This window comes from Niabella sp. (genome assembly GCF_030150205.1).
Lineage (GTDB): Bacteria > Bacteroidota > Bacteroidia > Chitinophagales > Chitinophagaceae > Niabella.
Genome location: NZ_JASLGT010000007.1, coordinates 17,682 through 39,651, shown reverse-complemented (window position 1 = coordinate 39,651; position 21,970 = coordinate 17,682). Strand labels below are relative to the sequence as shown.

General features: G+C 47.4%; 17 protein-coding genes. 12 read left to right on the top strand and 5 right to left on the bottom strand.

Annotated features, from left to right (window positions below):
* Positions 1-25: 25 nt before the first annotated feature.
* On the top strand, positions 26-274 hold the full coding sequence (locus Q1V85_RS04720) for a hypothetical protein (RefSeq protein ID WP_300597975.1): 249 nt from the start codon (positions 26-28) through the stop codon (positions 272-274).
* 194 nt (positions 275-468) lie between these two features.
* On the opposite strand, the gene Q1V85_RS04715 is transcribed toward Q1V85_RS04720, so the two are convergent.
* Positions 469-2,040, bottom strand: coding sequence for a M20/M25/M40 family metallo-hydrolase (locus Q1V85_RS04715; RefSeq protein ID WP_300597973.1), 1,572 nt, complete (start codon positions 2,038-2,040; stop codon positions 469-471).
* Positions 2,041-2,283: 243 nt separating this feature from the next.
* Between Q1V85_RS04715 and Q1V85_RS04710 the strand changes: the two genes are divergently transcribed.
* The 3 genes from Q1V85_RS04710 to Q1V85_RS04700 all read left to right on the top strand — a co-directional run bounded on the left by Q1V85_RS04710 (position 2,284) and on the right by Q1V85_RS04700 (position 5,138).
* Positions 2,284-2,667, top strand: coding sequence for a hypothetical protein (locus tag Q1V85_RS04710; RefSeq protein WP_300597971.1), 384 nt, complete (start codon positions 2,284-2,286; stop codon positions 2,665-2,667).
* 222 nt (positions 2,668-2,889) lie between these two features.
* Complete coding sequence (locus Q1V85_RS04705; protein WP_300597969.1) at positions 2,890-3,657, top strand: FkbM family methyltransferase; 768 nt, start codon at positions 2,890-2,892, stop codon at positions 3,655-3,657.
* 635 nt (positions 3,658-4,292) lie between these two features.
* Positions 4,293-5,138: a hypothetical protein gene (locus tag Q1V85_RS04700; RefSeq protein ID WP_300597968.1), complete on the top strand. Its 846-nt coding sequence runs from the start codon at positions 4,293-4,295 to the stop codon at positions 5,136-5,138.
* A 7-nt stretch (positions 5,139-5,145) separates the two neighbouring features.
* Here the strand turns inward: Q1V85_RS04700 and rsmG are convergent, their stop codons facing one another.
* The gene (gene rsmG / locus Q1V85_RS04695) at positions 5,146-5,796 is read right to left on the bottom strand and encodes a 16S rRNA (guanine(527)-N(7))-methyltransferase RsmG (RefSeq protein ID WP_300597966.1); all 651 of its coding nucleotides are present in this window, start codon (positions 5,794-5,796) and stop codon (positions 5,146-5,148) included.
* Positions 5,797-6,268: 472 nt separating this feature from the next.
* Here rsmG and dnaB point away from each other — a divergent pair, with 472 nt between their 5' ends.
* The 5 genes from dnaB to map all read left to right on the top strand — a co-directional run bounded on the left by dnaB (position 6,269) and on the right by map (position 11,273).
* Positions 6,269-7,855 carry a replicative DNA helicase gene (gene dnaB / locus Q1V85_RS04690; protein WP_300597964.1) on the top strand — a complete coding sequence of 529 codons (1,587 nt, stop codon included), beginning with the start codon at positions 6,269-6,271 and terminating at the stop codon, positions 7,853-7,855.
* 93 nt (positions 7,856-7,948) lie between these two features.
* Positions 7,949-8,659 carry an RsmE family RNA methyltransferase gene (locus Q1V85_RS04685; protein WP_300597962.1) on the top strand — a complete coding sequence of 237 codons (711 nt, stop codon included), beginning with the start codon at positions 7,949-7,951 and terminating at the stop codon, positions 8,657-8,659.
* Positions 8,660-8,720: 61 nt separating this feature from the next.
* A complete protein-coding gene (locus tag Q1V85_RS04680) occupies positions 8,721-9,203 on the top strand; it encodes an anthrone oxygenase family protein (protein WP_300597960.1) in 483 nt (160 codons plus the stop codon).
* A gap of 108 nt (positions 9,204-9,311) precedes the next feature.
* Positions 9,312-10,370: an ankyrin repeat domain-containing protein gene (locus Q1V85_RS04675; protein WP_300597958.1), complete on the top strand. Its 1,059-nt coding sequence runs from the start codon at positions 9,312-9,314 to the stop codon at positions 10,368-10,370.
* A 138-nt stretch (positions 10,371-10,508) separates the two neighbouring features.
* Entirely contained in the window at positions 10,509-11,273 is a 765-nt protein-coding gene (gene map, locus Q1V85_RS04670; protein ID WP_300597956.1) for a type I methionyl aminopeptidase, read from the top strand.
* A 39-nt stretch (positions 11,274-11,312) separates the two neighbouring features.
* Here the strand turns inward: map and Q1V85_RS04665 are convergent, their stop codons facing one another.
* Complete coding sequence (locus tag Q1V85_RS04665) at positions 11,313-11,678, bottom strand: helix-turn-helix domain-containing protein (RefSeq protein ID WP_300597954.1); 366 nt, start codon at positions 11,676-11,678, stop codon at positions 11,313-11,315.
* Positions 11,679-11,767: 89 nt separating this feature from the next.
* Here Q1V85_RS04665 and Q1V85_RS04660 point away from each other — a divergent pair, with 89 nt between their 5' ends.
* Entirely contained in the window at positions 11,768-12,283 is a 516-nt protein-coding gene (locus Q1V85_RS04660; RefSeq protein ID WP_300597952.1) for a hypothetical protein, read from the top strand.
* Positions 12,284-12,400: 117 nt separating this feature from the next.
* Here the strand turns inward: Q1V85_RS04660 and Q1V85_RS04655 are convergent, their stop codons facing one another.
* A complete protein-coding gene (locus tag Q1V85_RS04655; protein ID WP_300597950.1) occupies positions 12,401-12,898 on the bottom strand; it encodes a dCMP deaminase family protein in 498 nt (165 codons plus the stop codon).
* 371 nt (positions 12,899-13,269) lie between these two features.
* Here Q1V85_RS04655 and nagA point away from each other — a divergent pair, with 371 nt between their 5' ends.
* Together nagA and dxs are read left to right on the top strand one after the other, a co-directional pair.
* Positions 13,270-14,382 carry an N-acetylglucosamine-6-phosphate deacetylase gene (gene nagA, locus Q1V85_RS04650; protein ID WP_300597948.1) on the top strand — a complete coding sequence of 371 codons (1,113 nt, stop codon included), beginning with the start codon at positions 13,270-13,272 and terminating at the stop codon, positions 14,380-14,382.
* A gap of 245 nt (positions 14,383-14,627) precedes the next feature.
* On the top strand, positions 14,628-16,568 hold the full coding sequence (gene dxs / locus Q1V85_RS04645; RefSeq protein WP_300597946.1) for a 1-deoxy-D-xylulose-5-phosphate synthase: 1,941 nt from the start codon (positions 14,628-14,630) through the stop codon (positions 16,566-16,568).
* A 378-nt stretch (positions 16,569-16,946) separates the two neighbouring features.
* On the opposite strand, the gene Q1V85_RS04640 is transcribed toward dxs, so the two are convergent.
* Positions 16,947-21,818, bottom strand: a complete 4,872-nt coding sequence (locus Q1V85_RS04640) for a translocation/assembly module TamB domain-containing protein (protein ID WP_300597943.1) — start codon at positions 21,816-21,818, stop codon at positions 16,947-16,949.
* Positions 21,819-21,970: the final 152 nt, after the last annotated feature.

Here is a 21,970-nt window from a genome sequence, read left to right as displayed (position 1 = left end):
AAAGCTTAACGATCAAAACGTATTTATGAATCAAAAAGAATTAACTGCATTAACCAATGACGAATTATTGCAGGAAGTAAAGAAAAGTAAATCCAGTAGTATTTTTGATGCTGCAATGATCGGTTTTTTGATTGGAGTTGTCATTTTTAGCGCTGTTAAAAAAGGCTGGGGCTTATTAAGTTTTCTTCCCGTTATCTATATACCAATAGCGGCCCGGAATAACAACAGGCGTAAAGCGTTGAACGCCCTGTTAAAGGAAAGGGGTTTAAAATAAAGGCGAAGAAATACTAACCGGGATTTATAATTGTATCGGAATGTTTTTTAGCGTCCATCGATGATGCACACCGGTCCTGAAATGTTTTATTGGCGCTGCGTAATATGGAAACAACATAACAGCAGAAAGACCTGTTATGGCCCATTGAATACGGAGCAGGAATATCGTAACTTTTTGATCAGTTCCGGAACGATCTACTTTTCAACCCCGCCGCGGCGTTCAGGTTCTTTTATTTCCGGCCAGGTTGTTTGTTTTCCGTTCACCACGGGCATTACCCGCCGGTTGCGGCTGGCGGGTTGCGGATCTTCAGACGCCATATAGGCCAGTACGGCCGTAAGGATTACATTATTCTTTACCTCGTCAAAAACAATCTTATCATAGGTGTCGCGGTTGGTATGCCAGGTATAGTTACCGTATCCCCAGCTCAGTGAACTTAGTACAAATGCCGGTACGCCTGCGGCTACAAAAGAAGCATGATCCGATCCGCCACCGCCGGGCATCCCGGGGAAACTGGTTTCAATACCTGCGGTGATCTTTTTTGGCGCCGCTGCCAGCCACCGGCCCAGGTAGTCATAGGCATTTACAAAACCCTGCCCGCTGATATTGGCAATACGTCCCGTACCATTGTCCTGGTTAAACAGGGCCTGTATATTTTTTACGATCTGCGGGTTATCTTTTACAAAAGCCCGGGAACCGTTTAATCCCTGCTCCTCACTTCCCCAGAGGCAAATGAGTATGGTCCGTTTGTTATCCGGATACAATTTCTTTAGCACCCGAATGGTTTCCATCATGGTAAGGGTTCCCGTACCGTTGTCAGTAGCTCCCTGGGCGCCATCCCATGAATCCAAATGCGCGGAAAGTACCACATACTCTTCCGGTTTTTCCTTTCCTTCAATGCGGCCTACAATGTTGAAGGTTGGAACCATGCCCAGCTCTTTGGATTGTACGTTGATGCGGATGCGGGGAGATAACCCGTTTACCGCCATGCGGTACAACAGCCCATAGTCTTCCACGGAAATATCAATTGCAGGGATCTTTTTGGTGCGCGCTCCAAAAATGCGGTTGGCACCCATAATACCCGTCCAGTTAGAAATGGCAATAGCGGCAGCACCTGCTTTCTCCAGTGCTTCCGGCAGTGTATTGGCGGTATACCCGGTATTTTCCATGGATTTACGGAACGCTTCGGCATCATCGGCCCGTTCCCGCATCATTTTTTCATAAAGCTCCGGCGTTGCAAACTCTTTGATCTGGTAGTCCGGTCTGCCAGACCGTTGATAAGGAGCCATCAATACTATTTTGCCCTTGATCGTTTTTAACCACACCGCAAATTCCGCTGCATTATTAACAAAAGGTAACACCACCACATCACCCTGTACAGGTGTTTTGGTGGCCGGACTCCAGGCCAGTTGTGTAGCTTCCAGGCTCTTGATGCGGGGCGCAATCATTGCTACCTGGGAAATACCCCGTTGCCATCCCCGCCATTCGCCAAAAACCTGTTTACTGCCGTTGATGCCCCAGCTTTGAAGCCGGGCAATTGCCCAATCACCGGCCTGCTGCATTTCCGGTGAACCCACCAGGCGGGGACCAATGCCGTCAAGCAATTCGCCGGCCATCTTTTCCAGTTGGGATTGCGTTTGTACTTCTTCAACAATTTTTGCCACGATGGGCAACAGGGTTTCACGCTCCTGCGATGCGGATCGGATAGACAGAAACGGGCTGATGAGTAAAAAAACAATGCCAAAGCATATGGAAGCGAACCTTGTCATATAAAACATTTTTTATTATCAAATGGCGATGCGGATGCATAAATGTAAATAAGCGGTTACAGCTCAATACCGCTGATTCGCAGATTTTTGTATCAGGTTTCTGCCTGCTGCTTCGTTTTATTGTTGCACTTAAAAATACACGCCGTGCCTGCAGCCGTATCGTTTATACATGCGCACTGCGCCAATATAGGCACTTTCGGTTAAAAAATAAAAAGCTGTATCTTTAAGGCACATTATTAAGGCATGGAAACACTCCTGATAACCGGTACTGCCTTGTGGTGTTTTAAACATGAGGTTTTAACGCGCAACAAGGAGCGCGGTGCAGGATTCCGTATAGCCGGTACTCCGCCTTTTCACCAGCATGCCACAGATATTGCCCTAACAGAAAAGGCGATCGAGTTATCGGGCAACGAATATTATTCTGTTCCGCTGGATTGTATTTCCCAATTGTATATCGGGTTCGACGAGTATTACACGATCACGCTCATGCCCAATTTTGGTTTGGGCGGGCAACCCCTGCGGATAGCCACCTGTAACGGCCAGGTGATGTATTTTTTTATCGACTATCATTTTTTCGGAACTGCCAATAAAAACTGGTTCAACCAGATAAAGGCGCAAATCGGATAAAGGATGTATGCATGAATAATCATTGTCCGTTCCCCGGCGCCTGAGCTAAAAGCCGCATTTAGGAACTTCCGTTAAAAAAACATATAACCGGTATCAGCCGTCTTCTTTTTGCGCTTTTCTGCATAAACCTGCGGCGGAAGTGCCACAGCGGTGAAAGCGCGCAAAAAATGTTATCCCTCCAACAATGCGTATACTTGCAAATAGGTCCTATTTTTACAGCTCATGAAACGTAAATATGTTCCACAGGTGGTGACAACGGCGGCTAAAAAAATGGCCTACCGTTTTTATCATTTTTCAGAAAAGCTGTTGCAGCCGCCGTTTGACCGCTACGACTTTGAAACATTTGATGTGATCAAACGGGTACTAAAAGAGGACAGCAACTGTATCGATATCGGTGCGCATAAAGGCGAGATCCTTTCTGCCATTTTAAAAAGAGCGCCGGCGGGGCGTCATATGGGATTTGAGCCTATTCCATACCTGTTTGCGCAGCTGCAAAAAAAATACGGCAGCCGGGTACGTCTTTTTAATACCGCGCTTTCCAGCGAAGCCGGCGAAGCGGAGTTTACCGTGTTTAAAGACCGCCCTGCAGTAAGCGGGTTAAAGGAGCGGAACTTTGAGGATACGCAATATGCTACGGAAAAGATCCGGGTGAAAGTAGAGCGGTTGGAGGATGTGGTGCCATCAGACCTGCCCATTCATTTGATCAAGATTGATGTGGAAGGGGCTGAGCTGGAAGTGCTGAAAGGGGCGCAACGGATCCTGCAGCAGCACCGGCCGGTGGTATTGTTTGAGTTTGGAAAAGGGGGAAGCGATCTTTATGGTGCTACGCCGGAACTGATGTTTGACTTTTTTGATGCGCTGGGTTATACCCTTACCCTGCAGCAATATTTTTTAAAAGGCCATCCGGGCTTTAACCGGCATGAATTTGTGGGACAGTTTGAAAAAGGGTATAATTATTTTTTTATGGCTTATGATGGGGGGAAGGAGTAATAGTATGAACAATCAGCAATGTGCAATGTAAAAGAAGAGGCTGTATTAAAAGTCGCTTTATAGATCCTTGTCTTTCTGTCCTTCGCGGCGGATCAGAATCTATTGATAGACAACTGTTTTTTGACACCGAAACAAGTTGCCAATGACAGATGATATGATGTGTTGTTAATCAGTCACGTTCCATTGTTTCTTCTTCCACTTTTTCTTGACAAAAAGTGGAGCAAAAGTCAAGGTTAAACGAATGCTCCGCCGTTTAACCGGCCACGCACTATACACCCGAATTGAAAAGTCGCTTCACTTCTTTTCTCGAGGCGCGCGTTGAAGACCTTGCTGCTTGCTTGTTGTGCAACACGTACTGCGCTGCTTTTTTACGGGCAGGATTTTTCTTTTGAAAGTACATCCGCCACGTAAAAAAGAGGCGCTGCGTCACTTGTTGACGGTAGTAGTTACGATTCCGTTCCGAAGTAATTTGTAGAAAGAATCCGCCCGGCGAAAGTCAAACAAGGCGGACCTGTTTTTTTTAGAAGGCAGTCCCCCGGGCATTGATCGGCAACAGTTGCGGTAGCGATCGTGGTTGCAAGTGGGTTTTTTTGAATGACAGAAAGTTTTTATATATTTATATGTAAAAACAGCTTATGAACGGTCCTTATCGTCCCGAACCTTTTGATCCTGAAGATCCGAAAGTATACCAGCCGTATGTGGGACGTGGTTTCTTTTCGCGTATACATTCCGGCCGGGAAGCATACCATAAGGATGAAAGCCGTTATTTGCCACAGCCGGTTGATGCGCTTGATCAGCTGCCGGTAAAGATCCAAACCATAGCGAAGCAGGTGTTGGAGGACTGTTTGGGACAATGGGCCGGAAAGGTTGTATTTCACAGCGCGCATATATACAGCCCCGAACAATTTTTTAAGAATGAACTGCTGGCGCAGTCGAACTATGGACTGGTGCCTGAATACCAGCTCTGGTTTATTTTTTGTTTTCCTGAGAAGCGGATAAGGGAATATTGTTTTGAAATGAGTTTTGATCAGTATGGGCAGGTTTTAAAATTTGAGTTTCCCCGCTTTTCTTTTTACCTGGAACAAACATTGAACCAGTATGACCAGGCGCAGCAGCTTGCGCTGGCGTATGTAAAAGAAAAAAACTACAAACCCGATTTTTTAGACCTGGAACTTAAATATTCCGCGGATTGGGGGAGGTTGAACTGGAAATTCTATTACCTGCAAAAGGAGCGGGATACTCCGGATTTCAATCAAAAAAAGATCCGCGTGATCATTATAGACCTGATGTTCCGTATGGTGATCTATGACCAGGAACTGAATGCCAATGCCCGTAAGATTCCGGCACGTATGGAGAAAGGAACGCTGATCTCAGAAACGATACAGGACGGTAAAAAAGTACAGGTAGTACGTTTTACGGAAATTGAAGAGAAACACCTGAGACTTGAGGACGAAGAAGATCTTCCTCCTCCTGCACCATAACATGCCGCTACTTTGGTACGTACACCAGGTACTTTTCTTCAAAGAAGGGTTCAGTAAAAAGATCGCTGATGGCCATTATATGCGGCCGGGTACCGCTTTCAAAAATTTCCTGCGTAAGATCGCCCCCCTTCAGGCAGATCAGTCCGGGGGCATGATCGCCTTTTTCAATGAGCCCGGTCGTATGCTTGGCAGGGTCTCTCCGGATCAGCGGACGGCTCCATTGCCAGAGATCTTTTAAGGGCGCTACCGCCCTGGACACCACGAAATCAAATTTTTTATCTTTTACCTCTTCAATGCGGCAATGGCGGGTCCGGAGGTTTTTTAAACCGATGGCTTCGCTTACGGCATCTACTACCTTTAATTTTTTGCCGATGCTATCCACCAGCAGAAACTCCACTTCGGGGAAGAAAATAGCCAGCGGAACGCCGGGGAAACCGCCTCCCGCGCCCAGATCCACGACCTGCGTGCCCGGCGGAAAATTAAAAACAGCTGCAATGCTGAGCGAATGCAGCACATGCTTTTCATAAAGGCTTTCAATATCCTTGCGACTGATCACATTTATTTTCTCATTCCAGTTGCGGTATAGTTCTTCCAACGCCTTTAGCTGGTCCTTTTGTGTAGCCGTAAAATCATCAAAGTATTTCTGCACGATGTCCATAGTGCAAAGAAAGCGATTTTTGGAAATTTGGAAATGTGGGAATATGAAAATTTGAAGATGTGAAAATGGATCACATTACACTACAGGTTTTTTCCTCCGGTCGGGATCTGTTTTTCTTTTGTAAATGCTAACCGCGGCCTTAGGTATTCAGCCATTAGTTTTTAATGATTCATCTGCAATTGGAGATCTGACATCAAAGGGAACCGGAATCCAACCTTAAACTTTTGGAACGTTAAACCTGGAACAAAAAAACGTCTGTGAATAACCCTGTTAATAATTGGTCCAGAAATAAAGATTTTTTTCTACCCTTTTTAGGGTCTAAATTCGCTTCCTGATTTCAAGGGACCATAACGGAATCTTCCCTAAAATTGATAAATTTAAGGTTGGAAAATGATCCGCGAAATCATTGGTGTATAGCTGATGATAGCGGAGTTTTTGTCTTAAAAGGCAGGAAAACAGTTGTTTTAATATAATGGATTTAAAGGATATAAATAAAGATCGGAAGCAGAAACGCAGAACGGCGGTTGACCTGGGAACTATGGTTTACGGAAAAGTACCCCCACAGGCCCGGGAGCTGGAGGAAGCCATTCTGGGTGCTGTGATGCTGGAGAAGAATGCCTTTGACGCTGTTATCGAAGTATTAAAAGCAGACTGTTTTTATGTAGACGCCAACCAGCGGATTTTTCGGGCCATGCAGTCGCTGGCCCATAAAAGTCAGCCCATCGATATTCTTACCGTTGTGGAAGAATTAAGGATGCGGGAGGAACTGGAAATGGTTGGGGGGGCATACTATGTTACCCGGCTTACCAACGCTGTGGTTTCGGCGGCGAATATCGAATCGCATGCGCGGATCGTATTACAGAAATTCATTCAGCGGGAACTGATCCGCATCAGCGGAGAGATCATCAACGATGCGTTTGAAGACAGCACGGATGTATTTGAACTGCTGGACGATGCCGAATCCAAATTATTTGAAATTACCAACTCGCATCTGCGCAGTACCATACAGCCGATCGATTCGGTATTGGTACAAACCATACAGCGGATCGAAGACCTGCGGCACCGGAACGAAGACGTAACCGGTGTTCCCAGCGGCTTTAAAATGCTGGATAAGGTAACCTACGGATGGCAGAATACGGATCTGATCATCCTTGCCGCACGTCCTGCCGTGGGAAAGACCGCCTTTGCGCTGAACCTTGCGCGGAACGCGGTAATGAACAAGATTAAAGAACATCCCACTCCGGTAGCATTCTTCTCCCTGGAGATGAGTGCCGCCCAGCTGGTACAGCGGGTGCTGTCGGCCGAAAGTGAGATCATGCTGGAAAAGATCGCCCGTGGTAAGATGGAAGACCATGAAATGAAGCAATTGTACACCAAGGGAATTCAGCGGTTGTCGCAGGCGCCGCTTTTTATTGATGACACACCGGCGTTGAATATTTTTGAGTTACGGGCCAAATGCCGGAAGCTGAAGAATAAACACAATATCGGGATGATCATCATCGACTACCTGCAGCTGATGAGCGGCTCCGGCGATGCCAAAGGCAACCGGGAGCAGGAGATCAGCTCCATCAGCCGGAACCTGAAAGGATTGGCCAAGGAATTAAGCGTACCCATTATTGCGCTGTCCCAGTTAAGTCGTGCTGTGGAACAGCGGGGCTCCAAGGATGGCAGCCGGGTACCCCAGTTGAGTGATCTTCGGGAATCGGGTGCCATTGAGCAGGATGCGGATATGGTAATGTTCCTGTACCGCCCGGATTATTATGATATGAACACCAGTGCCGAAGGGGAGGACCAGCGCGGGTTAACGGAGGTAAAGATCGCCAAACACCGGAACGGTTCACTCGAAACCATCAAACTGAAAGCGTTACTGCATATTCAAAAATTTATCAGCTGGGAAGAAGATCCTTATAATATTATGGCCGCTCCGGGCAGCAGCTGGAAGCGGATCGATGAAGAAGAAGGCGGCGGTGGTGGTGGCGCCAAGCTGTTCCAGGTAGAGAGCAAGATGAATAAGATGAAGGATGATGAGTTTGATAATCTGGAAGACGCGCCTTTTTAATTTAGTTTAGGTTCAAGGCTAAAGTTTCATGTTGAAACCACCATGGTGAGCCGGCCTTGCATCTGAATCTCAACCCTTAAACAAAGCCCCGTTTTGCAGCTTCCGTTTTTTTATATCAGCCAATACACGCCCGGTGAAAATAACATCGTGCTGGATGAAAACAATTCCCGTCATGTAGTACAGGTATTGCGGATGCAGACAGGAGCGGCCTTACATCTTACAGATGGGAAAGGGCATTTGCTAACCGCTACAATTGCAGACCCACATAAGAAACATTGCTCCGTAACGATCACCGATACTGTTTTTTCATCACCCCGGCATCCGCGGATCACCATTGCCATTTCTTTATTAAAAAATACCAACCGCTTTGAATGGTTCCTGGAAAAGGCAACGGAGATCGGTGTAGCGGCCATTATTCCCCTCATTAGTGAACGCACGGAAAAAGACCGTGCTAAAACAGAACGGCTGCAGCAGATCCTCATCAGCGCCTTACTGCAAAGCCGGCAGGTTTGGCTGCCGCAAATGCCGGAGCCTTTAAAATATGCCGATTTTATAAAGGACCGCGGCTTTTATTCCATTCCCCGGAAGTTTATAGCACATTGCCTGGAAGATGAAAAATATTCCCTGAAAGAGCAGCAGATAGATGCAGACAGCATCATTCTCATCGGGCCGGAGGGCGATTTTACTACAGAGGAGATCGGTGCGGCAATGGCAAACGGATACCAGCCGGTAACCCTTGGTTCTACCAGGCTGCGTACAGAAACGGCAGGCGTGGTGGCGGCCACCCTGCTTTGCGTGCGTTAGGCATGAAGCGGTCCTGCACGGGGAAAAGAATCCATCGTCCTTGTAATTAAACTCATTTTAAATGATACTGGGTAACAGCTGTTTTTTTATCGCCTCGCTGCTGGTAGCGCTGATGGCCGGATTGTTCTTTTCGTTTAGTATCGCGGTAACGCGGGGTTTAAAAAAGCTGGATGATAAGTGCTATTTGCAGGCGATGCAACGGATCAATAAAGCGATCCTGAACCCCGTGTTCCTGTGGTGTTTTATTGGGGCGCCGCTTTTTCTTATCGGAACCACTTTTATCCGTTTTCTTGAGGATCATTCCCGGTTTATGTGGATGCTGGTGATTTCGCTGGTTTATATGGGCGGCGTATTTATGGTTACGATGCTGTGCAATGTTCCGTTAAACAATTACCTGGAGCAGCAGGATATGGATCAACTGGATCCGGAGGCTGCCAGGGCCGTCCGATTTCGTTTTGAGGCTCCCTGGAACCGGTATAATCATGTCCGGACGCTGTTCGCTGCACTGGCCTTTGGGATGATGCTCTATATCGGGATCTTTTAATCCGGGGGCTGTGGGGGATGCAAGGCGGCCTTGTGTTATAAAAAGTGATATCTTGTGCCTGCTACATCTGCATGAACAAATGTTGCCATCACATCAAACAACAACAGGATGAAATTATTTGGACCAAACGCCGAACTGACCGAAATTGCCCAACAGATCATGGCCGAAGATATTGCTGCTTTGGAACGTAAAGCAACCGGCGGATGGAACATCAACCAGAAGATCCAGATCACTAAGTGGGTTGCCGAAACACCGCTTACCCTTGCGCTTAGCGAAAAAAAGAAAAAGGTGCTGGACTGGCTGCTTTTAAAAAAGGTAGCGTTAAATGATAAAGAGCATCCGGCTATTGTAACCGCCTGTTCCGGAGGCGATCTAAAAACAGTAAAACGCCTCATCGAAGACGGCGCTGATGTAAATGCCCGTAATAAAATAAGTAAGTCTGCCATGGGGGCTGCATTGTATGGCAATCATTACAACCTTATCCCGGTATTGATCGGGGCCGGTTATGATCTTAAGCATGACGGCAGTTCCCTGCGGCAGGCCGTCTCCAACCGCCAGTATAAAGCTATTGCGCTGTTGCTGGATCATCGGGTGGATGTGAACTTTTGCAAACCGGATATGGTATACCCTTATAACTCTACACCCGTGCACATTGCGGCAAAACAGAACGATATGGAAACGGTAAAATTGCTGGTGGCGCATGGAGCAGATGTGACCGTTAAGGACCATTATGGGGAGCGGCCGTATAACTGTGCAGTAGCCAACCAGAATGAGGAAATGAAGGCCTTTCTTAAAGCATTGGAGCCGGAGCGGTGGCATGATGAAGAACAGCGACTGGAAGAACTAAAAAGCTATAAGTTGCCGGAAGCCCTGCTGAAAGTATTGCGGAGCGCCGATCGCCGATGGGAGCTGCCGGGTAATGAAAATGTACGGTTTATAGAATTCAACACGCTGCTGGAGGTTAAGGAAGTGCATTGGATGAAACATAAATTTTTAGATTTGCTGAGTGCCGTGGATAATTACAGCAGTGATGGCTTTTTGGTCTGGTACCCCAAAAAGAAATGCTTTGCCTTTGCCGACTATGAGCACCAGGAGTTTAAAGAGCTATGTAGCGTTAAAGAATTTTTTGCGGGTCCCTCAACGCAGATCGATAAAATATTTGAGTAAAGCCCATTTTTTATTTTAAAGGAGGTCTGTTCCTCCGAGTCTCCCTGTGCCCCGGGGTTGGGTACCTGCACTGCAGCAAACAATAAAAAAGGTAAATTTGCAAAAGAGGGGATCCTCTGCAAACTTAAAATGAAAGCCGTGTCCATAACAAAAGAAGCGGAACTGACCGGTATGCAAAACGCAGGTACGGCCGTTGCATATACATTGAAACAAATGATGCACTATGCGCAGCCGGGAATGAGCACAAAAGCGTTGGATGATTACGGAGCCAGGATACTGGCGGATTTTGGCGCAAGACCGGCACCGCAGCTGACCTATGGATTTCCGGGATGTGCCTGTATCAGTGTAAATCATGAGTTTTGCCATGGCATACCCTCCGGTAAACGGATATTAAAGGAGGGCGACCTTGTCAATATCGATGTATCTGCTGAGTTGAATGGTTTTTGGGCCGATAATGGGGCTTCCTTCGTTCTTGGAAAAGATATCCATCAGCATCAGCCATTAGTGGAAGCATCCCGTGCTGTATTAAAACAGGCGCTGGAACATATTAAAGGCGGAGTGAAGATTGCTGATATCGGGCACCTGATGGAAACAACGGCTAAGAAAAAAGGCTTCCTGGTAGTTAAAAACCTTGGAGGACACGGCATCGGCCGGGGACTGCACGAACAGCCGGAGGAGTTGCTCAATTATAAAAACCGGTTTGACCCGCGGAGGTTTAAAAAGAACTCGGTTGTTGCCATTGAAACATTTATTGCAACTACATCGACCCATGCAACGGAGCTGGATGACGGATGGACCCTGGTTGGAAACAAGGGCGGTTATATGGCCCAGCATGAACATACCATTGTGATAACGGGTGGTACACCCATCATACTAACAGCCATGAACGGGATATTTAATTAGCGGTAAACATTGCCGCTCTTGGTTAATATTCAGGTTGCTTTATTTTTCTTTTATGATGCTCCGGTGATTCAATCCCCATTGCTGCAAATCTCTTGCAATGGGTATAAGGGATGCTCCATATGTTGTAAGCGCATAGGTTACCGTAACCGGCCGGGTATTTTGAATGGTACGGGTTATGATTTTATTTTCCTCAAGCGTTTTCAATTCTTTAGAGAGCATCTTTGCAGATATGCCGGTAATTTCCTTTTCCAGCTTTTTGAAGTGCAGCAGCTCCTTTGGCCGGCAGCTGAGATGCAATACAATTAAGAGTTTCCACTTGCCCCCTAAAAGCTCAAGGCTGTCCCTTAGTGCAAGCAGGTTATCGATACATTCCGGCCTTGTTTTTTCTGGTCTTTTTACATGCATAGTTACTTCCAGGTAAGTAGTTACCTCCGGTTAACGGATCATGAAAGTAGAATAATTCACCGATATTTTTGTTGATATAAACAGTTTTTATGAAAATAACGGTATACGCAAATGTTTCTGCAAATGGAAAACTGCTCCTGTCTGAAAATCCCGGCCATGCGGTGCCTCCGGAAATAATCGGCTTGGCCATACAGTATATAAACCGCGCGGGGAATCTCGTAATGGGAAGAAAATCATTTGAAAATTTTGTAACGGCCTTTGGCGGTATCGATAAAGTAAGGGAAGTGTTTCCACTGGTAACATTTGTTTCGCTTTCTGCCACCCGGCAAACAACCGATGTATATAAAGTAGCCAGTAGTCCGGAAGAAGCTATTACATACCTGGAGGAGCAGGGCTTTGATGAAATGATTATTGGTGGCGGAACGGAGACCTACAATGTATTCCTGGAAAAAGACCGGGTAACCGATGTGGTATTGAATGTGATCCCAACGATCACAGCCGGCGGGATATTGGGAGCAAATGATGGGTTAAATATCAGGCTTCAGCTGGTTGGCCAGGAGCGCCTGAATGATGATGTGCTGCAGTTGCGGTATAAAAAATTTTAATGATTAAGCAGTACCGGATGTGGGCACCTGTGGCAGACCCGTAGCGTTAGCCCGTCTGTTTGAGCCGTAGGGTTGCTGTTATAAAGCCTGTAAGCATGCTTCCGGATACCCGGTAGTTCATACACTTTTTTCATCAAAGGAAAGCGTAACTTCATTTACATCCGGCGTCATCTTCCGGAGTTGAACTCCGGCTGTTTGCAACATGCGCTTGGCCGCGATAAAGCTTTCCTTGCTGGCGTATTTGTCGGACAAATAAATCACTTCCCCGATACCGGATTGTATAATGGCCTTGCTGCATTCATTGCAGGGAAATAAAGCGGTGTAGATCTTGCAGCCGCTAAGGTTCATGCCGATATTGTTCAGGATGGCATTGAGCTCTGCATGACAAACATAGGGATACTTGGTTTCCAGGAAATCGCCTTCGTTTTGCCAGGGGAACTGGTCGTCGCTAATGCCAATGGGCAATCCGTTATACCCTACACCAACGATCTTGTTCTGTTGATTTACGATGCAGGCACCTACCTGTGTGGAGGGATCCTTGCTCCGCTTTCCAGACAACAGGGCCACGCCCATAAAATATTCATCCCAGGAAATATAATCGGTTCTCTTTGACATCTTGTTTGAATTACTGTAAATATACAGGAGATGCGGGATTCCCTTTCGGAGAATGTAAAATATTGAATGTGGAATTTGGAAATGTGGAAATGTGGAAATGTGGAAATGTGGGAATGTGAAAATGTGGGAATGTGAAAATGACGACCCGGACATATTCGATGATCTTGTTTCCGTTGGAGATTCCACATCATGGACGAAACACCATCTAACCAGAAACAGGCATTCAGCTTTAGCCTTTAGTTTTCAGCCTGTGCGGAACTGTAAGAAGTGTCTTTACATCAAGTAACAAAACGGATCCAACGTGAAACCTTAAACCTCAAACCTCCCTGCCCGCCTGGCGAATACCATTATATTTGCATAAACCCATTACCATGAAGGCAATCTATAACGGCATTATTTATACCGGCAGCGAGGTATTAACGGATCATTGCATCCTGGTGGATAAAGGCCGGATCCTTTCGGTACAACCGGAAATTCCGGAGGCGGCAGCGCTGGTAGACCTGAAGGGTAACAATATCTCTGCGGGCTTTATCGATATCCAGCTGAATGGCGGAACGGAGCGCTACTTTTCAAAAGACCCGGACCAGGAAACCCTGCAGGATATGTACCAGGCCAGCAGGACCTATGCCACGCCTTTTTTTCTTACCACGCTGATCACTTCCCCGCAGGAAACCATACGTACGGCGTTGGATGCGATCCGCCGTTTTAACGAAGCACAACCCGGAACACTGGGCATGCACCTGGAAGGCCCCTTCATGAACCCGGCAAAAAAAGGAGCGCATGACGAACGGATCATCCGTAAACCCACCGACCGGGAGCTGGATGAGATCATTGAGCTGGGCGGGGGAGTGATACAGGTAATGACCATTGCTCCGGAATGTTTTACCGATGCACAACTGGAACGCCTGCTTAAAACGGATATCGTATTGTCGGCCGGGCATTCGATGATGAACTACGAGCAGGCGCAGCGTTATTTTTCTATGGGAATAAATCTGGTCACGCACCTGTTTAACGCTATGACTCAGTTGGGGCACCGGGAATGCGGGTTGGTAGGAGCCAGTTTTGATAATGATGCCGTGTATGCGCCCATCATACTGGATGGAGGGCATTGCCATTATGCGGCAGCCCGGATCGCCCACCGGCAAAAAAGAGACAAATTGTTCCTCATCAGCGATGCCTCTTTCCTGGGGCGGCAAAAGCCCCGTTTCGACTGGCAGGGGCTGGATATTGAAATGATCGATGGGTATTACCGTGATAAAGCCGGAAGCCTGGCGGGGGCAGCCATCTCTATGCCGGAGGCCATGAAAAATGCCCTGGATTTTGTAGGTGTTCCTCTACAGGAGGCCGTAGAAATGGCTACCAGCCGCCCTGCCCGGGCTATCCGTATGGATGACCGTATCGGTTTTGTAAAAACGGGTTATCCGGCGGTTTTTTCGGTGTTTGACGATGTGCTCACAACCTACGAAACACTGGATCTCTCCTGAGGTGGGGCATGGTCACAGAAGCATTGAAGCGCTGAATTTTTTTCAGGTGTGTTGCGTCGTTGCTCCGATCGTGAAAATATGGGAACACCCGGGCAAACGTCTTTATTACATCTTTGTGTTCCCGGATATTCGTCACAAATGCCTAAGCTTCTGTGTTTCAGTGCTTCTGTGGCATCCCTGCCAGGGAAGGAAAACTCCCTCACAACGGGAATATTTATGTACTTTTGCAGCATAATCAGATGCGAATGGCAATAACTCCAGGACCTCTTTTGCAGCAAGTGAATACACCTGCGGATCTGAAAAAGATACCGGAAGACAAACTTCACGAATTTTGCGATGAACTCAGACAGTACATTATTGATGTGGTAAGTGTACATGGCGGGCATTTTGCGGCCAGCCTGGGAGTGGTGGAACTGACCACTGCATTGCATTATGTGTACAATACACCCGAAGACCTGCTGGTTTGGGACGTAGGCCACCAGGCTTACGGTCACAAGATCATTACCGGCCGCCGGGACCGTTTTGAGACCAACCGTAAATACAACGGGCTAAGCGGGTTTCCAAAAATATCGGAAAGCGAATATGACACTTTTGGTGTGGGACATTCCTCTACCTCTATTTCGGCGGCTTTGGGGATGGCGATTGCCGCAAAATATAAAGGCGAAAAAGAGCGCAAGGTAGTGGCGGTGATCGGCGATGGCTCCATGACGGCGGGGATGGCGTTTGAAGCCATGAACCATGCCGGGGTATCGAATACCGATATGCTGATCATCCTCAATGACAATGGCATTGGCATTGATCCGAACGTTGGTGCGCTGAAGGAATATCTTACAGATATTACCATTTCTCCAAAATACAATAAGTTTAAGGACGATGTATGGAATGCGCTGAATAAACTGCCGGTGGGTAAAACCATTTCCAAGAGCATCGCACATAAGCTGGCGGAAGGATTGAAAGGCATGCTGAACAGCAATTCGAATCTTTTTGAATCGCTGAAGCTGCGGTATTTCGGTCCCATCGACGGGCATAATATCACCAAGCTGGTAGATACTTTAAAGGATCTGAAACAGATCAGCGGCCCCAAGATCCTGCACGTGATCACTACGAAAGGCAAGGGGTATGCGCTGGCTGAAAAAGACCAAACCAAGTGGCATGCACCGGGCCTGTTTGATAAAGTGACGGGAGAAATTATTAAAAAGACTTTTGACACGCCCCAGCCTCCCAAGTACCAGGATGTATTTGGTAAAACGATCATTGAACTGGCAGAAAAAAATGACCGGATCTTTGGAATTACCCCGGCCATGCCATCGGGTGGTTCTTTAAAATATATGATGGAGCAAATGCCCAACCGTGCTTTGGATGTGGGTATTTGTGAGCAACATGCCGTTACGCTCAGCGCAGGCATGGCTACCCAGGGACTGCGGGTTTTTTGTAATATCTATTCCTCCTTTATGCAGCGGGCCTATGATCAGGCCGTGCATGATGTAGCCATTCAGCAGCTGCCGGTGATCTTTTGCTTAGACAGGGCCGGGTTGGTAGGGGATGATGGTCCAACCCATCATGGCTGTTATGATATTGCTTATTTCCGTTGTATTCCCAATATGATCATCAGCGCCCCCATGAATGAGTCGGAGCTGCGGAACCTGATGTACACCGCACAACTGGAAAAGAATGCATTTCCTTTTGTGATCCGTTATCCGCGCGGGGAAGGGGTGATGCCGGAATGGCGCACACCTATGGAAGAAGTTGCCATCGGTAAAGGCCGCCGGTTAAAGGAAGGCAAAGATATCGCCATCCTGAGCTTTGGCCATCCCGGAAATTTTGCAGCGTCCGCTATCCGTACCCTGCACCAGGATGGTATTTTGCCGGGGCATTATGATCTGCGTTTTGCAAAACCCCTGGATGAAGAACTGTTGCATGAAGCCTGTCAGAAATATCCCAAACTGATCACCGTGGAAGACGGTACCGTTATCGGGGGCATTGGAACTGCCGTACTGGAATTTATGGCCGCACATGGCTATAAGAACGAGGTACGGATCCTGGGTATCCCGGACCGCATCGTAGAGCACGGCACACCCAAGGAACTGCACCGGGAATGTGGCTATGATGCAGAGGGCATTGTAACGGCGGTACGGGAAATGATGAACGAGAAAATCACCGTTACAATGGGAGGGGTTAGGGTTTAAGTCGTTGTTTCAGGTTTGAGGTTTCAAGTTTCAGGCGTGCCCGCCGTGGCGGGTTAGATCCGTTTACTACCTGATGATCGATGCTAAAAGCTAAAGGCCTGTTTTAATGTTTAAAGTTCCAGGTTCGATTTCGTTTGATGCTTGGTAAACGGCTGATGGCTAAAAGCTAAAGGCTGAACGCTGAAAGCTGAAAGCTGTTTAAAGTTGGGATCCGGTTCCATGCTTGATGCACATCTCCAATCCCGGTTATATATCATCTGAAGACTGATAACTAAAGACTGGGAACTACCACCTGATGATCGATGCTGAATGCTAAAGGCTGAAGCTGACAGCTTATTTCCACATTCCCACATCTTCAAATTTTCAAATTCCCTCCCCTCAATCGACCTTCTCCTTCGGTGACGCCGAAAGCGGTTGCTTCTTCTGCTCCATTATTGCCGGTTCCACCCGTTTTTGCAGGGAAGAATCTGGTGTGGGTGGTTTTGAGGAATCGGGTCGGCCAGGACTTTGCAGCAACATCTCCCGCTGTACCTGTTTGCGCACATTGCGGAAGATCTCTCCCAGGGTGTCAAATTCTTTGCGGAAGGAGATACCGCCCCCGGTCCGTTTCAGTTTGGCGGCCCCGGTACTGTTGGTGGTCAGGTAATCCAGGTTTTCCCGGTAAAAAAAGTTCAGCCGGATGCTACCGCTCTGGTTCAGCATCCAGGCGGCTGTTACATCGGGTAAAAACTGAACGCTTTGCTGAATGGAGGAGGCCAGCGGCACTTCCATAGAGCTGCCCAGGGAGATCACAAACCGGTCTTTAAACAGGGGTACCAGTATGGCCCCGTTCACATTGGCCTGGTTGATGTCGAAATTATTGCTGGGGGTTGATAAGATATTGCGGTTATAGACCGAACCGTTAAATACGACGCTGACATCGGCGCCCAGGATCTTTGTAAGCTCGTTGTTCAGTTTTTTATTGATCTCGTTAAAGAACAATCCGGATAAGCTGGAAATGGTATTGTAAGTAAATTCATTTACGGTACTTCCAAAATTGGAACCGGTTTCGGGCGGTGCAAAACTATTGAAAACGATGAGATAGGTAACCTGGCGGGTCACCTCGGTTTCATTGGTCTCGATCTGTTGCAGCGCGTTGGTGATATTAAAGTCGTTCCGGTATTTACTGTTCGGATCCAGTTCCAGCCGGAATTTAAAATCGGGCTTCGACAGCAAACCGGTAAGCATGGCCGTTACGTAAACGTTTTCCCGGGTATTGGCATAGGCCTGGTCGATATTGATCTTTGCAAGTGGAGAAAAACTAACCCGTTCTGCCTTGTACTGGGCTTCCAGGTTCAGGTTAGCCCTGATGGGATCGCCCGTCCAGGAAATATAGTTTTCGCCGCCTTTCTTTATTTCAAAAGGTTTTTTAAAGAAGGACTGGAAGGTGTAATTATAACTTCCTTCAGTAATATCAAAACGCCCGTGAATGCTGAGCGGTTCTGTAGAGCCCGAGTGAATGTTCAGGGTGCCGGATCCCCGTCCTTTGATCTCATCCCCCGTAAGGTCGTCCATTACAAATTTCATTTCTACCTTGGGGTTAGCAGTTACGTCCAGGTCGTAGGTGATCTTGCTGGTCTTGTCCCGGTAAACACTGTCGCCGATCACTTCTCCAAATTTCCGTTCTACCAGCCAGTCCGGCATCTGGCCGGCCTTGGAACTGGAGGAGGCAATGGTAAAGGAGCTTTCATCATTACTGGAAGCAATGGCATCTATTTTCATATAGGCATTGTCTTCCTGACCCACCAGTGAAAAGGAACCGGTGGCTCTTACCTTGCCATAGAATGTTTTGTTATCATTATAGGTGGTATTCAACACCTGCACCGGCCGGTTGTTGGCAGCGCCGCGGGTACCGGGTTTACGGGTCGATACGTTCACATCAAAGAACATATTCTTAAAGGAATTATGTGCAATGCTTCCCTGCAGGTAAACCGGGTTGTTGGTGATCGTATCCCTTAAAACGATGCCATCCAGGTTGATGGTGTCTTTCTTTAGCTCAATTTCATTGTCTTCCAGGGCGTAGTAGCATTGGGTAAAGTTTACCCTTAACCCCGCCTTATGTAAACGACCCTTGCCCACAATATTCAGCTGGTCAAAAGGCCCTGTCAGATCAAATTTGCCCGTTACCTCTCCCTGCATATCGGAGAATAAAAAGCCCAGGAACCGGTTGATATATTTTATATCGAAGCTGGTAGCATTAAGCGATATGATATTGCGCTGCTGGCTTTGATGGTCTTTTAAAAAGAGGTTGATGTTAAAGGCCAGGTCTTTTTGCTGCGGGTGCATGGTTTTACCGTTTACCGCTAATTCCATGGTGGCCAGATCAAACACCATCCGGGCCGATATATCGCCCAGGGAATCATTATCAAACCGGATGGCTCTTCCCATAAAATTGTTGGAGATGATCCGCATGTTCTTACCCGGGTTCTCCAGGAGGAAGTCGCCGGAAGCCAATCCTTCCAGCCGGTTATCCGGCACAATGTATTTGGAAATATCTCCCAGGTTCAGATCTTTCAACGTAACCGCAATGTCGTTCCAGCTGCCCACATCCGAGGGCAGGGTGCGGATGCGTATTTCCTGGCTGCTTTCCCGTAATACCAGCTGTCCGTGTGCGGGAACATTCTGCCGGAACTCTAATTCTCCGTTATTCTCAATGTTCCAGGTTTTACCGTTAAGCACAAAGGAGGAGGGCGCAAAATCAATCTTAACCCCATTGCTGTAGGTGCGTACCACGGTATTCAGCCGGGCCTGGTCAAGTCCCGCCGCACCGCCGGAATAGATCATCACCCGGGATACATCATTTTTGGCAGAAATATTAAAGAGCGCCAGCGGCACATTTAAACTATCGCCAATAAGGATATTGGTGGTCCTTCCGGCAAGGGAAAGGCTGTCATAATTACCCCTTCCCGTTAAGGAAACATCATTGAATTTTAAACGGTCGTAACTAAAGAAGGGCACTTCCGCATCCAGCGCCAGGCTGTTGGTAAAGGTATTAATGCTTCCTGTAATGGACGCATTGTTAAGTCCGCCCAGGCTGCTGTCGATAATGGGCGTAAAAGCATCGAAATTATGGGTTTTGATCTCAAAGGAAAATGCCTGCTCTTTAACCGTTCGTGTGGGTGGTTTGATGTAGGCCGGGTAATAACGGTTCAGGAACCCGATAACGGAATTGGGCAGGTCCCGGATATTGTAAATGCCAAAAAGGTCTACCGAAAATTCATTGGAAGCAATATGAAGCCGTTTCTTATCGTCTTCCTGCGAAGAATAAATGGCCAGGGAGTCGAAGGACAGGGGCGCATCATTGCGTACCAGCACCGCATCGGTAACCGTGGCGTGCCCCAGGAAGTCATCAATCGATTTTCCGGTGAACTGGGCATTGATCTTACCCGTAAGCTCAATATTTTCCTGGAAAAGATTGAGTGTTTTGAAACGGATCTTGCGGATATCGGATACAAAATTAAAAGCAGGCGTCGCTTTACTGAAATCCACCAGCCCGTTCAGATCCAGGTCGGCATTGGGATCGCTGATCTTCAGCTTGCCATCAAATACCTTATTATTAATCTCTCCGTCGGCCGTAATGTTCTTGTAACGGTATTGATTAAAATCTACATAATTAACAGCAGCCGAAAGCGCCACGCTTCCGCTGGCCGGGTCAAAGCCGGCTCCTTTTAGTTTGGCATTAAAGCTTACAAAGCCCAGGTCTGCATTCTTTAAAAAGGGACCCAGGTTAAAATTGTCGGTTGATACATTGCCGGAGTATACCGGTTTGCCCGTTTCCGGGAGTTTCATGTTTACATCCGTTTTAACCGTTCCCAATGCAGTACGCAACGTACCATAGGTTACAAAGTCGCGGATAAAGCCGGTATAACTTCCCACAAAGTTCAGGTATTGCAAGCGTGCCAGATCCGGTACGCTTACCTGTTTCAGGGCTGGTGCAAAGGCAAGCGCATCCGCATACGTGGTCCGGAAATCATTGGCTTTAATATCGATAAAGGTTTCATTGATATCGGGCAGCCCGCTCAGCGTGGCATCGCCTGCAAAATAGGTTTGGTTACCGGCCTGTATCTCCAGTTTATGACCCGTGAGGGATGCCACCGGTCCCTTAATATCGCCGCTCAAAATGATCTTCTTTTTCCAGGTACGCATAGCGGGGGCAAAGAAGGCAATATCATCGCTGTTCACATTTGCCTTTTTAAACCGGCCTTCCATATGCACCTCCGAAATATAGTGGTTCATGCTTGAGAAGCTGGTAAACTTCATGCTGTAGTAATCCGTGATCCGGCTGTCGTTCGTCTGCAGATCCAGGTTATTAAAGGTGATCTCCCGGGGTGTGACCTTGGCATTGGCGGCCAGTTTTTTTACCATCAGCCCGCTTCTTTCTGTTGTTGTGAGGTCGATCTGTGTGGTAATGGTATCCATCCACCAGCGCACTTTCCGGAGGTTGATATCGATCTTTGCAAATTCAATATGCCGGCCATCAAATACGCCGGGATCCGGAGGGATGGTATCATTATCCGTTTTAAAGGTTCCGTTGTTGATTTCAATATGGCCGGCTTTTACTTCCCAGCGGCCGCCGTTCCATTCCAGTTCCTGCGGATGGGGCGTTTTCATTTTCACCGGTTTTGCAGGGGCCTCGTCCCGGGTTTCCGTTGCCGGTTTATTCCCGTCATAGGATCGCAGGGCTACATAGGGCTTGTTGATGACCAGGGCGTTGATATCGATCAGCTTCCGGTCGAAGTCGATGTTTTTTGGATCCACATGCAGCGAGGTCAGTGAAAACGTAAGGTCTTCACCCGTCCAGGCATCCTTTTTCCTGAACAGGATGTTCCGGAGATCTACTTTCCGGAAAGCAATATTAATGGCACCCTCTTTCTTGGGCGTTTTGCTTGCCGGTGTACTGAAATAATCCAGCAGGAACTGGTGCCGCCAAACAGAATCGGTACGCTGCAGCTGGATGTAGGCATCGGTAAGCCCGATGTATTTGAGCTCGATATTCTTTTTAAGAAAAAACCAATCGGTGATATTAACGGTGATCTCCCCGGCGCTAAGGATGGTATCCTTCTGCCGGTCTTCCACCAGCACCCCTTGCAAATGCATTTTATTAAACAGGGAAAAATCAACGTGGCGGATATCGATCCGGGTCTGGAGGTCTTTAGACAACCGTTTTGTTACCTTGCTGATGAGCCAGTTCTGAACACCGGGGGTTTGCAAGGCCAGCCACAGGATAATTACAAGGCCTAAAAGGCTCCCTGTAACAATGAGTAATATCTTTTTTAATTTCTTCAGTAAACTATCGAATTAAAATATTGGTAAAAGTACTTTATTCATGGAGTACGTACAAATTTGCGGGTGATCTCTGTTTA